The sequence below is a fragment of the Flavihumibacter solisilvae genome (genome assembly GCF_000814475.1).
Taxonomy (GTDB): domain Bacteria; phylum Bacteroidota; class Bacteroidia; order Chitinophagales; family Chitinophagaceae; genus Flavihumibacter; species Flavihumibacter solisilvae.
In genome coordinates this window covers 1-16,479 of record NZ_JSVC01000037.1, presented here as the reverse complement: position 1 = coordinate 16,479, position 16,479 = coordinate 1, and the positions used below count along the sequence as shown (strand labels likewise).

General features: G+C 45.9%; 11 protein-coding genes. 8 read left to right on the top strand and 3 right to left on the bottom strand.

Features of this window, described 5'->3' with window-relative positions; all coding sequences use genetic code 11:
• Window positions 1-14: 14 nt before the first annotated feature.
• Window positions 15-1,670: an OmpA family protein gene (locus OI18_RS22105; RefSeq protein WP_039144171.1), complete on the bottom strand. Its 1,656-nt coding sequence runs from the start codon at window positions 1,668-1,670 to the stop codon at window positions 15-17.
• A gap of 226 nt (window positions 1,671-1,896) precedes the next feature.
• On the opposite strand from OI18_RS22105, the gene OI18_RS22100 reads away from it, so the two are divergent.
• Window positions 1,897-2,859 (top strand): polyprenyl synthetase family protein, encoded by a 963-nt coding sequence (locus tag OI18_RS22100; protein WP_152616935.1) that lies wholly within the window; start codon window positions 1,897-1,899, stop codon window positions 2,857-2,859.
• Between the two features lie 5 nt (window positions 2,860-2,864).
• Window positions 2,865-4,571, top strand: a complete 1,707-nt coding sequence (gene recJ / locus OI18_RS22095) for a single-stranded-DNA-specific exonuclease RecJ (RefSeq protein ID WP_039144168.1) — start codon at window positions 2,865-2,867, stop codon at window positions 4,569-4,571.
• Here recJ and htpG read toward each other — a convergent pair.
• Window positions 4,539-6,389 (bottom strand): molecular chaperone HtpG, encoded by a 1,851-nt coding sequence (gene htpG / locus OI18_RS22090; protein ID WP_240312823.1) that lies wholly within the window; start codon window positions 6,387-6,389, stop codon window positions 4,539-4,541. The genes recJ and htpG overlap by 33 nt on opposite strands.
• Window positions 6,390-6,586: 197 nt before the next feature.
• Between htpG and OI18_RS22085 the strand changes: the two genes are divergently transcribed.
• From OI18_RS22085 to OI18_RS22060, 6 genes are all read left to right on the top strand, one after another.
• Window positions 6,587-11,560, top strand: a complete 4,974-nt coding sequence (locus tag OI18_RS22085) for a translocation/assembly module TamB domain-containing protein (RefSeq protein ID WP_152616934.1) — start codon at window positions 6,587-6,589, stop codon at window positions 11,558-11,560.
• Window positions 11,557-13,830, top strand: coding sequence for a translocation and assembly module lipoprotein TamL (tamL, locus tag OI18_RS22080; protein ID WP_039144164.1), 2,274 nt, complete (start codon window positions 11,557-11,559; stop codon window positions 13,828-13,830). Before OI18_RS22085 ends, tamL begins: the two co-directional genes overlap by 4 nt.
• Before the next feature lie 107 nt (window positions 13,831-13,937).
• On the top strand, window positions 13,938-14,291 hold the full coding sequence (gene rpsF / locus OI18_RS22075; protein WP_039144162.1) for a 30S ribosomal protein S6: 354 nt from the start codon (window positions 13,938-13,940) through the stop codon (window positions 14,289-14,291).
• Window positions 14,292-14,293: 2 nt separating this feature from the next.
• The gene (rpsR, locus tag OI18_RS22070; protein ID WP_039144160.1) at window positions 14,294-14,557 is read left to right on the top strand and encodes a 30S ribosomal protein S18; all 264 of its coding nucleotides are present in this window, start codon (window positions 14,294-14,296) and stop codon (window positions 14,555-14,557) included.
• Between the two features lie 182 nt (window positions 14,558-14,739).
• Window positions 14,740-15,186: a 50S ribosomal protein L9 gene (gene rplI / locus OI18_RS22065; protein WP_039144191.1), complete on the top strand. Its 447-nt coding sequence runs from the start codon at window positions 14,740-14,742 to the stop codon at window positions 15,184-15,186.
• A gap of 220 nt (window positions 15,187-15,406) precedes the next feature.
• Window positions 15,407-15,835, top strand: coding sequence for an RNA recognition motif domain-containing protein (locus tag OI18_RS22060; protein WP_039144158.1), 429 nt, complete (start codon window positions 15,407-15,409; stop codon window positions 15,833-15,835).
• A gap of 68 nt (window positions 15,836-15,903) precedes the next feature.
• Here OI18_RS22060 and OI18_RS22055 read toward each other — a convergent pair whose 3' ends face one another.
• The gene (locus OI18_RS22055) at window positions 15,904-16,311 is read right to left on the bottom strand and encodes a hypothetical protein (protein WP_039144156.1); all 408 of its coding nucleotides are present in this window, start codon (window positions 16,309-16,311) and stop codon (window positions 15,904-15,906) included.
• Between the last annotated feature and the right edge of the window lie 168 nt (window positions 16,312-16,479).

Below are 16,479 nucleotides of genomic sequence, written 5' to 3'. Positions count from 1 at the left end.
TCAATTTTAACCATTTATCCTTTCTTACGGAGGTTTGGGTGCGGTGCAGGTACTGCATTCGGACCCTCTTCCAGTGTACCGTCACGGAGGTCAACAGTGTTGCTCTCCCCGCCGCCTTCTCCATATTTGAAGATAAAGCGGTCGGCGCTGATACCTTCCTGCTCAACCAGGTAATTGATTACAGCGTTCACCCTATCCCAGCTTAACTGCTGCGCAGACTTGCTTGACTCGCCATATCCGATAACCGCAATCTTACAGTTCGGGTTAGTACGAATTTTCTCCGCAACACCGGCCAATACAGCTTTGGCATCATTGGTCAGGCTCACAGAGCGACCCGCAAAGCTGATGCTCGGAAGGTCACCGATATTACATGCTCCGGCCCTTGGACCGAATCCGCCTTCACGAAGCTCTTTACAGCAAGGAGGTTCAGGACACTTACCTATACCATCGGCATCAACAGGCTGACATTGTGTTGGCGTAATGAGCTCCTTGTCTTTAAAGTCAGGCACACCGTCACCATCTGTATCCTTACTTACACCATGACTGTCAACCGGAGCACCCTGAGGTGTATTAGGCTCAAGATCAAACTGGTCAGTAACACCGTCACCATCAGCATCGTCCAGGATTGGCTTTGGAAGCTTCATATGCTTGGGAGCATTCAGCTCATTATATGCATAATCGAGTGGGTTCAGCCAGTACAACGGTTCAACCGCATTCTTTCCCAGGTTCAGGTTAAGTCCGACAGTAAAATAGTTATATGTATCATTGTTTGATGTAAGTACACCTCCAGAAGGCCGACCGTTACTATTTACAAAATTCTGATAACGCTGGCCATCAACCAGGTCATCCTTTATAAAGGTGATACGATCTTCTACTGCCAGATTTACCTTGGGACTCAGCCGGAATGTAAAACCTGCACCTACATGGGCATTTGGCTTTAGTGTATTGTTGCCGAGCTTTGAACGGGCATCGCCATCTGTCTCAGCGTCTGATTCATAACTGTCATCCATCAGATCCTTCAACTGATTTCTTGTCTCCTTCCTTTCCTTGTAATTATTGTTGATCGTTATAGCATCAAAATTATACAACTGCCCGTTGTCGCCAACTGCGTTTACCTTGGTACGGTACCAGGAAGCACCAACGCCGGCCAACACATAGGCATTCCAGTTAGACTTTGCTTTGTGAAAGTTGATGTTATTCAGGCTGAATAAGGCGGAAAGATTCAGATCCTTCATAGTTGTCTTGTAGTTATCGAAAACCGTCAGGAAACCTGGCTGGCCATAACCCGCCGCAGCAAAAGGTTCACTCATACCTGCTGTCCTGCGTTTCCAGCTTAACCCTTTGCCAACACCATACATAAATTCACCACGAAGTGAAACAACATAGCCCAAAGCTTTCCTAACGTGTATCCCCCCCCCAAATGTTGGGAACGTCGATGGAACATCGCCAAATACAGTAAAGAGCCCTCCCTTTATTCCGACCTCCCACTGGTTGCGTGGTTTCGCCGGAAAGGGATATGCATTGTTCATGAATTCGTTGTGCTGAGGTAATCTTTTTCGCGGTATCAGAGAGGAATCTTGCACATCATAACTCGTGCCCACCTGCGCATACGAGCTAACGGCGGCCAGGCACAATAACCCAAACAGTGCCATGTATTTTTTGGTAGCCATAAAGGAATTTTATAGTAATGGTTAATGAATTGACAGGATACGATACTGGATGGATACTGGAAAGAATACGCCAAAATACAGAACAAAAATATCAATTGGGAATTAAATACCAAATAAAATAAGGTCCTAAACATCGTTTAACCTAAAGAGAATCAATAAGAAGACATATTAGAGAATCTTGCTCGTGCTGGAAAATGGCAGGCATTGTAGTAATTTGCCCATCCGAATGAAATTATCACAATCATTAATAACCGAAGAACTGGCGATTTTCGAACGCAGGTTCCGGGAAGCTGTAAAAAGCCAGGTACCCATGCTGGACCGGATCACCAGCTTCATCGTCAAACGCAAGGGAAAGCAGATCAGGCCTATGTTTGTGTTGCTTACTGCCCGGCTGGCAGGAGGCATTACGGACAGCACTTACCGGGCGGCTTCGCTGGTTGAACTCCTGCATACAGCCACCCTCGTGCATGATGATGTGGTTGATGAATCCATGGAAAGGAGGGGTTTTTTCAGCACTTATGCCCTTTGGAAAGCCAAGGTTTCTGTCCTTATCGGCGACTATCTCCTTGCAAAAGGCCTGCTCCTTTCACTCGATAACAGTGACTTCAGGATCCTCCAGTTGCTTTCCGAGGCAGTACGCCGGATGAGCGAAGGGGAACTGCTGCAGATCGAAAAATCTCGCACCCTCAACCTTGATGAATCCATTTATTTCGAGATCATCAGCAATAAAACCGCGTCCCTGCTGGCTTCTTCCTGCGCTGCAGGTGCTTATTCTGCCGCCTGCAACGAAGAACATGCCAGCCTGCTTCGCGACTTTGGCGAAAAGGTTGGCATAGCATTCCAGATCAAGGATGACCTGTTTGACTATGGATCCGAAGACGTCGGTAAGCCTACCGGAAACGATATCAAAGAAAAAAAACTTACCTTACCACTGATCTATACGCTTAATCAGGCGGATAAGACCACCCGGAGAAGAATCATCCATATTATAAAAAATGAAGGCCGTAATCCCGACAGTATAAGGGAAGTCATAAACACCGTTGTTGCAGCGGGCGGCATCCGTTATGCTACTGATAAAATGAACCAGTACCGGGATGAAGCACTGGCTGTCTTGTACAGGTTCCCCGAAAGTGATACCCGAAACGCATTGGAAGAACTGGTAAGATTTACCACGGACCGCAAATACTAACGTTGATGGAGAAGCGATGGAAACTGTTGGAAGCGACCGACCAGGATATTGATTCCCTTCAGCAAAAGCTGGGTATCCACCGCGCCATTTGCAAAATACTGGTTCAGCGGGGCATTCGCGACTACGAAGCCGCCCATACATTCTTCCGCCCCACCCTGAACGATCTCCATGACCCTTTCCTCATGAAAGACATGGATAAAGCCATTTCCCGGATCATGAAAGCTATGCATGACAGGGAAAAGATCCTGGTATATGGCGATTATGATGTCGACGGAACCACGGCGGTTGCCTCAATGTTCCAGTTCCTGCTACAGGTGTATGAATCAGACAAGGTAGATTACTATATCCCCCACCGGTATAAAGAAGGTTACGGTGTTTCCAGGAAAGGAATTGAACATGCCATGGAAACAGGAGCCACACTGATCATCTCCCTTGATTGCGGCATCAAATCAACCGAACTGATTACATATGCACTTGAGGCAGGCATTGAGTTCATTATCTGTGACCACCACCTTCCGGATGCGGTTTTACCGCCGGCAATCGCGATTCTTAACCCTAAACAAACAGGATGTAATTACCCCTATAAGGAACTTTGCGGATGCGGAGTGGGCTTCAAACTGATAACCGCATTGTGCCGGCATCTTGGGTTAAGTGACGAGTATTATCTCTGTTATCTCGACCTTGTAGCCACAGCCATTGCCGCTGACATCGTGCCAATCAACGGCGAAAACCGGGTACTCTCCTATTTTGGGTTGAAAAGAGTTAATGAACACCCCTCCGCGGGAATAAGGTCTCTAATCGACCATGCAGGCCTTCGCCACCAGACAATGCAGGTTACCAACCTGATTTTTGTTATCGCACCCCGGGTGAACGCTGCCGGCAGAATGGATGATGCCCGGCTCGCCGTACAACTCTTCATCGAAAAAGACCTGTCAAAGGCCAATGCCATTGCCGCTATCCTGCATTCGCATAATGACGACCGTAAAGAGGCCGACCTGCTCATTACGGAAGAAGCTCTTGCCATGATCGATGCCGACCATCTGCGCGCTAACAGGAAGTCAACTGTTGTCTTTCAGCCACACTGGCACAAAGGGGTGGTGGGAATCGTCGCTTCCAGGCTGGTTGATCGTTATTATCGTCCAACTATAGTGCTTACCCGAAGCGGAGACATCGTTGCAGGCAGCGCCAGGAGCGTTGCAGGTTTTAACCTATATGAAGCCATTCACGCCTGTCGGGAACACCTGTTGGGCTATGGAGGACACTTTGCAGCTGCAGGAATGACGATGCTTCCAGAAAGCGTGGAAGCTTTCCGGCTGAAGTTCGAAGAAGTGGTAGCAGCCAGTATCGGTGCAGAACAAATGGTGCCGGAAACGATCATCGACGCCGAAATAAGGTTTTCAGACCTCAAACCAGCCTTCTATAATATCATCAGGCAAATGGAACCCTTCGGTCCGGAAAACACAAAACCCCTCTGGATTGCCAGAGGGGTTCAGAATAATGGCTGGAGCCGCGTGGTCAAAGACCAGCATATAAAATTCAGCCTCGTTCAGGGCAACATCATCTTCTCAGGCATTGGTTTCGGCATGGCCGACAAATTTCACCTTCTGGAGAAAAACCTTCCGCTTGATGTCGTTTTCACTCTTGAAGAAAATGAATGGAATGGCAACAAGCACCTGCAATTAAGAGTTGCTGATATTCGACTCTCCTCTTGAATCCATCAGGTTGACACTTCTAGCTATGAATTCCGTCAATGCAGCACCTTTCAGCAATCCCTGTGATAATAAGGCCAGGTCTGCCAGGTTCCTGGTCATCTTTTCCTGCTGGCCAGCATCCTTTTGCGACAATATCTGCTGGTAAATGGGGTGATTACCATTAACAGTCAGGGTCACTTCGTCTGGCATGGATGCATAGAAGCTTCCCATTGGTCCGCTTACTGCTGCCATGTCCTTCATTCTTCGCATGAACTCCGGTCTTGTGGCCACAACAGGCGGCGCTTCCGGACTAAGCCCCTTCATTTCAACTGTCATATGCAAGCCTGCCGGCTGATGTTCGAATAATTTCTTTAATTGATCTTCCTGCTCATTAGTTAATACCGAAGCTGAACTTTCCTGCTTGTCAATCAGGTTGTCGGCGATATCAGCATCCACCCGGATAAAATGTACATCATTCCACTTCATTTCCATCTGGTTAATGAATGCTGCGTCCACAATCGTCTCCAGCTTAACAACGCGGTAACCTTTGTCAACCGCTGCTTTAATGAACGCATCCTGCTGAACCGTATCGGTTGCATAAATAATAACCTGCTTCCCTTCGTTATTTTTCTGAAGGCTTTCCGTAGCAGTTTTGTATTCTTCCAGTGTGTAGAAGCTTCCACTTACGGCATCCTGCATAATATGAAAACGATTTGCCTTCTCCAGGAATTTATCGTCGGTCATCATTCCATATTTCACGAACAAGCCCAGGTTCTCCCATTTTTCCTCAAACTCGCTGCGATTGCTATTGAAGATTTCCTCTAGCTTGTCAGCCACCTTTTTGGTGATGTGATTATTAATCTTCTTCACATTGGGATCACCCTGCAAGTAGCTCCTGCTAACATTCAAAGGGATATCCGGGCTATCAATGACCCCTTGCAAAAGCATGAGGAATTCCGGAACAATATCCTTCACTTCATCGGTTACGAATACCTGGTTTGAGTATAACTGGATTTTATCCTTCTGGATCTCAAAGCTCTGTTTGATCTTTGGGAAGTACAGTATGCCCGTCAGGTTGAAAGGATAATCAACATTCAGGTGGATCCAGAAAAGAGGTGGCTCATTGTAAGGATACAACTCCTTATAAAAATCCTGGTAATCCTGCGCAGTCAGCTCGGAAGGTTTGCGCGTCCAGGCCGGAACAGGGTTGTTTACCTGGTTACCTTCAAAAAAGATAGGTACCGGAAGGAACCGACAAAACTTTTTGAGAACAGTGTTGATTCGGCCTGCATCCAGGAATTCCGTACTTTCTTCATTGATATGCAAAACAATATCAGTACCCCGCTGTTCTTTGGTCGTTTCTTCAAGTATATACTCCGGACTGCCATCACATTCCCATCTCACCGCTTCTTCGTTTTTGAAGCTTTTTGTGACTATCTCCACCTGGTTACTCACCATGAAGGACGAATAGAATCCTAATCCAAAATGCCCGATTATATTGTTCTCATTCTGGCCCTTATACTTGTTCAGAAATTCCTCGGCACCTGAAAAAGCCACCTGGTTGATATACTTATCCACTTCCCCAGCAGTCATTCCAACACCCTTATCGGATATTGTGATGGTCTTTGCCGCCGGGTCCAGACTAACGGTAATGGACATATCGCCCAACTCACCTTTTGCCTCTCCTATTGAAGCAAGTGTTTTCAGCTTTTGTGTGGCATCTACCGCATTACTGATAAGCTCCCGTAGGAAAATGTCATGTTCACTGTAGAGGAACTTTTTAATAATGGGGAAAATATTCTCTGTTTGTACGCGTATGCTTCCTTTTTGCATGGCCATTTTTTGCATTTTAGTGGTAAGTGCCGTAAACAAATGGGGTGCCATAGCCCTTTTGGGCATCAAAAGCCGCAAAATTGGCAGAATGGCCTGATTCATGTCATATAATATAGGAGGATCTTTTATTCCCCATTCGCAGTATTTTAGATGTATAAGAATCAGTAAATCAATTGAAAGTAATCAGGCTATATCCGCCTCGTGTGCCCCGTTGGGTAAAGTGGCTCCTATGGTTTCTGCTCATAATATGCACTCTTCCTGTCCTGCTGCTACTACTGCTGCAAACTGGCCCTGCGCAGCAGCTCATTCGTGATAAAGCTGAAAACTACCTTGAGGACAAACTGAACACAGATGTCAATATTGGCAGGATTCGCCTTGTGTGGTTTTCCCAGCTCCGGATAGACGGTTTTTATGTTGCCGACCGCCAGCATCAGCCGCTGCTGTACAGTGGCTCCCTTTCCGTCCGTTATGATCTTTTTGCTCTTTTCAGGAACCGTCTCGTAATCCATGACCTGAATTGGGATAAGATACTTGTAAATGTGTATACTACGGACAAGGAAAAACTTAACTACCAGTTTATACTGGACAGTTTCGTGGGTGATACTTCCACAGTTACAGCAAAAGATACTTCCGGAACTCCGCTGCAATTTGAAATTGGCCGGCTAAAAGTCTCCAACCTTAAATTAAGATATCATGATGACGTTGGTGGACTTCATTCAGTAATCAGCCTGGGGAGCCTGGGAATCAACATTAAGGATTTCGAGCCTCCTGCAGGTTTATATGAATTCAGGGCAATCACATTAGACAGACTGGCAGGGTTTGTTACGCTGGATTACAAGCCGGAAAAGCAAAGTGATACTGCCAGTTCCACAGCGCCGGGCTCATCAGCTATGTTGCTCAAAACGAAACTCCTTAAAATTCAGCAGAGCAGCTTCATGTTCACTGATGCATCAGCCGGTATACGCACCGGCTGGAGCCTTCCTGAACTGCAACTGAAACTTGCATCCATTGACCTGGGACGGGCGGCCATTAAAATGAGCTCGCTGGAGATCAACTCTCCCATCGGATTTGTTGCCATGAAGGCTCCTGCGGACACAACCGCTGCCAGGATTGATTCAACAGGACAGAATTGGGTGATACAGGCATCAGACGTGCGTATTGCTGGGGGAAGTATCCGCTTCGATGACCATACAAAACCGCGCACTGCGTATAGCCATGCTTTTGACTACAATCATTTCTTGCTTAGTCCCCTTAACCTGGACATATCAAAGCTTCTGTATTCAGACAGCCTTACCAGCGCAGAACTTAAACAACTAAACGTTCGTGACCAATCGGGATTTGAAGTTAAACGCGGTGAAGCCAGGATCAGCTTTTCGGACAATGGTGCACTGCTGGACAATCTGCTGCTTGAAACCAATGAGAGCCGGATTGCAAAAAAACTGCAGATTAAGGTTGCATCATGGAGTGCATTGAAAAATGATTTGCCGTCCACTGCAATCACAGCTGATCTTGACCGCACGAAACTCGTTCTTTCAGAGGCACTCTATTTTATTCCTGAATACCGCAATAATAAAAACCTCAGAGGAGTCTGGAACAAACAGGTCGACCTTAATGGCAAAATAACAGGTACTCTCCGGCAATTGACCATAAGCGGCCTGCACTTTCGTGACAATGCAGGAAATGATATTCTTGCAAGTGGCACGGTTACTCATGTTACAGATTCAAAACGGCTCAATGCCAGTCTCGCTAGTGTAAATATCCAGACAGGAAATCGTTCCATCCGGTCCTGGGTACCCGAAGGTACTATTCCCTCAAGCATCAGTCTGCCCGATCAGCTCGCGATTACAGGCAGCTTCGCCGGAGGCATGACCTATGCGAATACCAGCCTGTCTGTTCGTTCAAGCTTTGGTAATGCAGTGTTCAATGGCCGGCTGAACAATTATTCAGATAAAGAAAGGAGCACTTACGACCTGGAAGTGAAATCCATCGATATGAACATTGGCAAATGGATCAACGATACAAGCCTGGGAAAGCTGGTGGCTCGTGGTAAAATCAAAGGCCAGGGTTTCGACTATCGTAAAATGAAGACAGATGCAGACGTTAGGATCTTTTCCGCTCAATATGGTGGTTATAACTATCACGACATAGACATCAAGGCACAATTGAATAATGGTGATTACCTGGCAAACGTCATTAGCCGGGATTCAAACCTTGCTGCATCAGTCCAGCTTCGGGGAAATGTGTCTGACTCCTTTCCTACTGTTGCAGGGGCGATTAAAGTTGACAGGGTAGACCTGCAAGCAATTGGTATGTCAACCTCTCCCTTCGTAATGAAGGGTGAATTTGATGTTGACTTGGTGAACAGCAAGCCACGCAATCTTAACGGCAATTTTTATGCTACGAGGATCCAGGTCGCAGACGGGAGTAATATTTATGTGCTCGACAGTATCCAGGTGAAAGCCAAAGCCGAAAGCGGTGTTCAACGAATCGATTTTGCAAGTCCTTTTGGCTGGGCCAATATTACAGGTGATTATGATTATACCACGATGCTTGCTGATGCCATTACTCTTGTAAAGAAACATGTCCGTTCACCAGACTCGGCAACCGCTGCAGCCCGCACACAACGAAAACAGCAGGCAGATTTCTTCGCGTCACTTCAATGGCCGAAGAGCCTCGAAGAACTCGCTCCTGACCTGCACATGCCGCGACCTTTCGTTGTGGAAGGCCGGCTGAATACTGACAGCAGCTTGCTGGTTATTAATGGAAAGCTCCCGTTTGTACGTTATGGTGAATTCCGGATCGATAGTTTGGCTCTCGAACTTAAATCTGATGTTGACTCACTACATGGCACCCTCGGATTGGCCCAGGTCCGACATCCCAGTCTTGCAGTTCAGAGAACTGTTTTCAGTACGGGCGCAGACAATGGAAATATGCACTGGGAACTGTCGTTGAGGGACAAGAAGGATTCGCTTAAATATCTTGTCGCGGGAAATATCAGGTTCCTGAATGAAAATGGATACGACATCATGCTTGCGCAGCAATTATTGCTTGACAAAATAACTTTCACAACGGGTGAAAACAACGTCATCAGTTTCAGGAAAGGAACTCTCGAAAAAGCAAAATTGTTCCTGCAATCAGAACAACAAAAAATTACGATTGTAACGGACAGTGTAGCAGGCTCTTCCTTTCCCCCACTCCTGGTAAAGCTTGAAAACTTTCGTATTTCAACAATAACCAATATGCTTGATCAGGATACTTCTTTGGCAGAAGGGCTGCTGAATGGAGAAATCCGTATGGTAAATCAATCGGGGCAGAGCTCTGTGGATGCAAATGTCAGGATTGACAGTCTGACTGTAACTGGTGTTACTGTAGGTGCACTTGATGTTAAACTGACCACCCCTTCCCAGGGCCAGTACCAGGTGAATGCAAAAATTTCCGGTAACGGTAATGATGTAAATATCAATGGGACCTATGCCTCAGTTATGGATTTTACCGTACAACTAAACAGTCTTAACCTCGCAGCTGCCGAACCATTCACAATGGGACAGGCAAGCAAACTAAGCGGAGCGGTGAACGGAAATATAACAGTAAAAGGAAAGCCATCCACACCCGAAGTCCGCGGCCAGCTCAACTTTAATAATGCAAGCGGAAACGTAACCTTTCTTAACAGCATGCTTACCTTAAAAAATGAAGCACTGGTGTTTGACGAAAGTGGGATCAGGTTCAATAATTTCACCATAACCGACAGCCTGGGCGGAAAAGCTGTGATCGATGGTCACGTTGTAACCACAGACTACAGCAATTTTGCCTTCGACCTGAATGTAAACACAACCGACTTTCGTGTGCTTGGTCCCAAGCTGAATGATGAGCAAATGTTTTATGGTCCTGCTCATATCGACAGCAGGATTAAAATTAGTGGGAATAAAGATCTTCCCAGGATCAACATGTCAGTCAAGCTTCTCGATAAATCAAATGTAACTGTTGTACTGCCTGAAGAAAAAATGGGGATCGTATCAAGGGAAGGAGTAATAATATTCGTGGACCGGGATAATCCGCCCGATTCGTCATTGCTGGATGGAAAAGTCAGCGATACTTTATTAAACAATGAGCTGAAAGGATTTGCATTTTCGGGCGATGTTGAAATAACAAAAGCATCTACCATCACCATTGTGATAGACAGGGTAAACGGCGATTATCTCGAGACGAAGGGAGCAGCGAGTCTCAGTCTTTCAATTGAACCCAGCAGCAAAATGACACTTACCGGAAAATATGAAATTGACGAGGGGAAATATGAAATGTCGCTCAACCAGTTAATCAAAAGAACATTCACGATAGACAAAGGTAGCAGTATCACATGGAACGGTGACCCGCTGAAAGCAGAAGTCGACATAACCGCCAAACATGTTGTTCGCGCTTCAGCGATCGATCTCATCGGCGACCAGGTCACCACAGTTTCTGAAAACAGGAACCGCCTGAAACAACGTGTACCGGTTGAAGTTTATCTCATTATCAAAGACCAGCTTATGAAGCCGGAAATAAATTTCCGGCTCGATATGGAAGAAAAGGATCGTAACATCTTCAACGGGGCAATGTACACCCGGCTTAAGCAGATCAATAACATTCCATCCCAGCTAAACAAGCAGGTTATGGGATTATTGATACTACAAACTTTTATCGCAGAAGATCCGCTGAATACATTTGAAGGTGGTGGTGGCGGTCTTGGCTATGAAGCGAAAAGAAGTGTTAGTAAGATACTGTCACAACAGTTGAATAACCTGGCTGGTAACCTGATCAAAGGCATAGACCTGACGTTTGACCTTCAGACACAGGAGGACTACTCATCGGGGGAAAGATCCGAACTGACAACGCTCAATGTCGGTGCATCCAAAACATTATTTAATGACAGGCTTACTGTGGCTATCGGTTCGAATATCGGCATTGCGGGCGCCAACGCTTCAAACGCCAGCGCATTGATTGGAGACGTATCGGTTGATTATGCGCTCAGTCGCGACGGCAGGTACAAGATGCGGGCATATCAGCGCAACCAGACAGATGCTGTATTGGAAGGACAGATCATCGAAACCGGCCTGTCCTTTATACTGGTAATGGATTACGATAAGTTCAGGGAGATATTTCAGAAAGCAAAAAAAGAACAGGAAGCAAAGAAGATAAAATGATACAGCGGATTTTAGCCATATTGATTGTTGTTGTATTTATTACAGGATGTAGCACAACCCGGTCTGTCCCGAAAGATGATCGGCTTTATACTGGCAGTGATATCATCTGGAAAGGAAAGAAGCCGAAAGATTACGCGGCACTTGAGGAAGTTATGGATGGCAAGATCCGCCCGAAAACAAACCGGAAGTTCCTTGGAATGCCAGTCAAATTATGGTTATATAACCTGGGCAATGAACCGAAAGGAAAAGGGTTGAATTACCTGCTTCGTAAAAAATGGGGTGAAGCCCCGGTGTTGTTAAGCCAGGTGAAGCCGGGATACACCGGTGCCGTATTACAGCATTATGTAGAGGATAATGGATATTTCCAATCCCTGGTCGAAAGCAAAGTCATAAATAAGGGGAAGAAAAAAGCTTCGCTTAAATACACCATCACTCCCAATCACCGGTATACGATCAAGTTTGTCGAGTTTGATGTGGACAGTTCCGCACTCGGTATGGCTATCAGGGAGGTTTCAGACAAAAGCGTTCTTAAAAAAGACGAGAACTACAGCCTTGATCGCATCACACAGGAAAGGGAACGCATTCATGCTGAACTAAAGGAAAGAGGCTATTACTATTTTGTACCTGAGAATGTTCTGGTTGAAGTTGATTCCACGCATAAAGGCCAGGTAGCACTTTATGTAAAAGTAAAAGAAACGACACCCCAACTGGCATTAATGCCCTATAGTCTTTCAAGAGTGATCATATATCCCGGGTATACGCTGGAAAAAGACCGGCGACTGCAAAATGCACCGACCATTGACTTTGGACATTACCGCGTAGCAGATCCTGACAAAATTTTCGTCCCCCGCGTACTGGACAGAATCGTATACCTTAAGGAAGACAGCGTTTATCAACTGTCTTCACATGATATCACCGTGCAGCGACTGATGGACATGGGAACATTTAAATTTGTGAAGGGTCAGTTCACCAGAAGCCTGGATACATCAAAGCTGTGGGCAGAATTCTTTTGTACACCTCTGCCGCAGTACGGCATCCAGCTTGAGTTATCAGGAAATTCAAAGTCAAACAACTATGTTGGAAGCCAGGTAAAACTAACGTCGATTAACCGCAACTGGTTGCGTCGGGCAAACAGGCTGGAGGTCAAACTCTCAGCGGGGTTCGACTGGCAGGTTGGTGGTAAACGTGCAGACCAGGTAAATACTTCCGGTTATACCGTCGATGGTGAAGTTGCTATCAGTTTTCCGCGGTTTATTCTCCCTTTTATCAAGTTAAATCCCCGGACACGGTATGTTCCCCGAACCAGGATCAGTGCAGGGTATGAGCTGCTCAGCAGGCCAGACCTGTATAATCTCAACAGTTTTACAATCCAGTATGGTTATCTGTGGCGGCGTACGGTCTTCCTGGATCATGTTCTTAACCCTGTTGCAATTTCTTATATAAAACCAAGTAAAATCACAGCGGATTTCCAAGAAATACTTGAAGATGATCCAACTCTGGCGCAATCTATCGAGAAACAGTTCATTCTCGGTGCGAATTACACGGTGAATTACAATACACAGATGACCGGTAAACCACATACCGTCCTGCTCACTGGCAATATCGACATCTCCGGAAATATTATCGGCCTTTTCAAAAAGGAGGAAGGCGACGGAATCAAGTATTTTATGAACGATCCTTTTTCACAGTATGTTCGTGTATTCGCAGATGCACGGTATTATATGCGGGCCAGCAGGCGTATCATCTGGGCAAACAGGATCTTCGCGGGGTATGGATATTCTTATGGAAACAGTAACTCACTTCCGTTCGTAAAACAGTTCTTTATCGGGGGAAGCAACAGTGTTCGTGCCTTCAGGGCGAGAACCCTGGGCCCGGGCACCTACCAGAGCCAAGTAAGTACCTACACCGCAAATGAAGCCGGGGATATCAAGTTCGAAATGAACTCAGAAGCACGCATAAAAATTTTTAATATACTACAGGGCGCTGTTTTTTTTGATGCCGGGAACATCTGGCTTCAACGGGAAAATTCTGAGAAGCCGGGCGCAAAATTCCGGTTTGGACATATGTTTCCTGAACTTGCAGTCGGAACAGGAATCGGCCTCCGACTTGATGCCAGCATCCTTATTCTCCGGTTTGACCTCGCGATGCCGCTCCGCAAACCCTGGCTGCCCGAGGGAGAACGCTGGGTTATAAAAGACATCAGGTTTGGCGATCCTGCCTGGAGAAAAGAAAATCTTATTCTGAATATTGCCATCGGTTATCCATTTTAACCGGTTAAGCCCATGACTTCCTGAAAAAAAAGCCGCCCAGTCTGGTCATATAGCTTGTTTTACGTACCTTTGCAGCCCATAATTTTTATTTAATCAAATCACGGATCATGAACAATTACGAATTGATGGTGATTTTTACCCCAGTTCTGAGTGAGGAAGACTACAAAGCCGCTCAGAAAAAGTTTATCGATCTCGTTACTGCAAATGGTGGCGAACTGGTAAACACTAATCCCTGGGGACTGAAATCACTGGCGTATCCCATCCAGAAAAAAACCACTGGTTTGTACTGGGTGATGGAATACAAAGCGCCATCCGACTTCAATGAGAAGTTGAAGATTCAGCTTCTGCGTGACGACAATGTACTGCGTCAGATGTTCACTGTGCTCAACAAATACGCCGTTGAGTATAATGGAAAAAAGAGAAGTGGCGTACCTACAGGAACTGAAAAAGTGGAGGCTTAATCATGGCAAAGAATGAAATTAAGTACCTGACCGCCATTAAAACTGAAAAGCGTGCGAAGAAATTCTGCCGCTTCAAGAAATATGGTATCAAGTATGTTGACTACAAAGATGGCGAGTTCCTCAAAAAGTTCCTGAATGAGCAGGGTAAAATGCTCCCCCGCAGGATTACCGGTAACAGCCTGAAATTTCAGCGGAAAGTTGCAGATGCAGTGAAAAAGGCCCGTCAGATGGCCATCCTGCCTTACGTAACTGACCTTTTAAAGTAAAAATTCAAAATTAAAAAGTCAAAATTGCGACCATCCCGAATAATTAGGGAACCTGATGGTAGGCAATTTTTTCTTTTTAATTTTTATTTTGAATTATCTAGTAACCATTCCCTAATCCGCAACGCGGAGACAGTCTGAATCACCTTAAAATGATTGGGCTCTGGGATACTAAAGAAAAAACAATGCAAGTAATTCTTATTCAAGACGTAGATAACCTGGGCGGCGCCAATGAACTGGTGACCGTGAAAAATGGTTATGCCCGTAACTTCCTCATCCCGAAAAAACTCGCGGTTGAGGCATCTCCTTCTAACCTCAAGCAACTGGAAGAAAAGCTGAAAGTAAAGCGGAAGAAAGAAGAGAAAATGCTGGCTGAAATCAACCAGGTAGTAGCTAAACTGCAGGAAGGCGCACTTAAGCTCGGTGCTAAAACCGGTACCAGCGGAAAAATCTTCGGAAGCGTTACTTCGCTCCAGATTGCCCGTGCTATCCGTGAGCAGAAAGGTTACGAAATCGATCGCAAGAAGATCACCATTGCTGATGAAGTGAAGGAATTGGGCCAGTATAAGGCCACAATTGACTTTGGAAATGGTAAAAATACGGAGGTTGAATTCGAAGTCGTAGCAGAATAAGCTGACTTTCAACCATGTAAGAGCCCCGGCATATTCCGGGGCTTTTTATATTATCTGATTTTGTATGTTTCAAAACTTATTCATTAACTTCGTATCAGGTTCCTTAATGATCTTTACAGTTTCAGACTTCCCAGAGCGTTTCCAAGTAAATGTGTTTCTGGCTTTTTTGCAACACTGTGCTTCATTATGGGTTATTTATTGGTTCAAAAAAAAATAGAAAATGAACATTTACGTTGGCAACCTCAGTTGGGATTTAACTGAGCAAGATCTGCAGGAGATGTTCGCCCCTTACGGCGAAGTAGTTTCCGCTAAAATCGTTACAGACAAATTCAACAACAACCGCAGCAAAGGTTTCGGTTTTGTTGAAATGACCGATTCTGAAGCTGGTAATGCAGCAATCTCAGCATTGCACGGCACAGAAGTTATGGGTCGTAGCATTGTGGTAAATGAATCTCAGCCCCGTGAAGGCGGTGGCGGTGGTGGATTCAAGAAAAAGAGCTTCGGTGGCGGCGGCGGTGGAAGCCGTGGTGGCTACGGTGGCGGTGGTGGAAGCCGTGGCGGCGGTGGTGGCTACGGTGGTGGCAACCGCGGTGGCGGTGGTTACGGTGGCGGCCGTGGTGGATACGGCGGCGGTGGTCGTGACTATTAATTAGTTCTGATATATCCCAAGATAGAGGCCTGGCATTGCCAGGCCTTTTTTTATGTACTGCAAAGCGTTTACTTAACTTTTTTGAGCTTATAAACATCAACCCAACCATTACCATAGCTTTTGGTAAATAGAAGGCTGTCTCCGCCTCTTTGCTCCAGGTACATGCCATCCAGAATCAGGGTCCAGTCGAAATCGGCAGTCCAGGGAGATCTGTTGGTAAATTCAAGCGCGTCATCTTTATAGCGAAAAGTGCCGTTTGCCAGTGCGGGGTATTTCGGAATCGAACTTGTTCCTGTCCAATATGGGAAATCAAAGTCTAGTGTTACGCTTGCAACCTGGCTGCTTTCTATATGCATCCGCTGGAATGTACCATGATATTGCCCCTTAGGATATAGAGCTGGCTTGTCATCAGATTTTTTACAGGAGGCGATAGGACCGAACACTACTACAAAGAGGATAAGGCGAGTAAACATCATAAGGATTTTAGATTTGACTGACAGCACAAATCAGGAATCCGTTGGTTGGGGCACAGAAACTGGTATAAAATAAAAAAGCCTCTCAGTTTCCTGAAAGGCTTTTTTAAATAAATATGGCACCTACCTACTCTCCCGCCTGGTATAGCAGTACCATCGGCCATGAGGGGC

Coding starts and splice junctions, on each gene's coding strand:
- OI18_RS22105 (WP_039144171.1), bottom strand. CDS start 1,670: ATGGCTACCAAAAAATACATGGCACTGTTTGGGTTATTGTGCCTGGCC.
- OI18_RS22100 (WP_152616935.1), top strand. CDS start 1,897: ATGAAATTATCACAATCATTAATAACCGAAGAACTGGCGATTTTCGAA.
- recJ (WP_039144168.1), top strand. CDS start 2,865: ATGGAGAAGCGATGGAAACTGTTGGAAGCGACCGACCAGGATATTGAT.
- htpG (WP_240312823.1), bottom strand. CDS start 6,389: ATGGCCATGCAAAAAGGAAGCATACGCGTACAAACAGAGAATATTTTC.
- tamL (WP_039144164.1), top strand. CDS start 11,557: ATGATACAGCGGATTTTAGCCATATTGATTGTTGTTGTATTTATTACA.
- rpsF (WP_039144162.1), top strand. CDS start 13,938: ATGAACAATTACGAATTGATGGTGATTTTTACCCCAGTTCTGAGTGAG.
- rpsR (WP_039144160.1), top strand. CDS start 14,294: ATGGCAAAGAATGAAATTAAGTACCTGACCGCCATTAAAACTGAAAAG.
- rplI (WP_039144191.1), top strand. CDS start 14,740: ATGCAAGTAATTCTTATTCAAGACGTAGATAACCTGGGCGGCGCCAAT.
- OI18_RS22060 (WP_039144158.1), top strand. CDS start 15,407: ATGAACATTTACGTTGGCAACCTCAGTTGGGATTTAACTGAGCAAGAT.
- OI18_RS22055 (WP_039144156.1), bottom strand. CDS start 16,311: ATGATGTTTACTCGCCTTATCCTCTTTGTAGTAGTGTTCGGTCCTATC.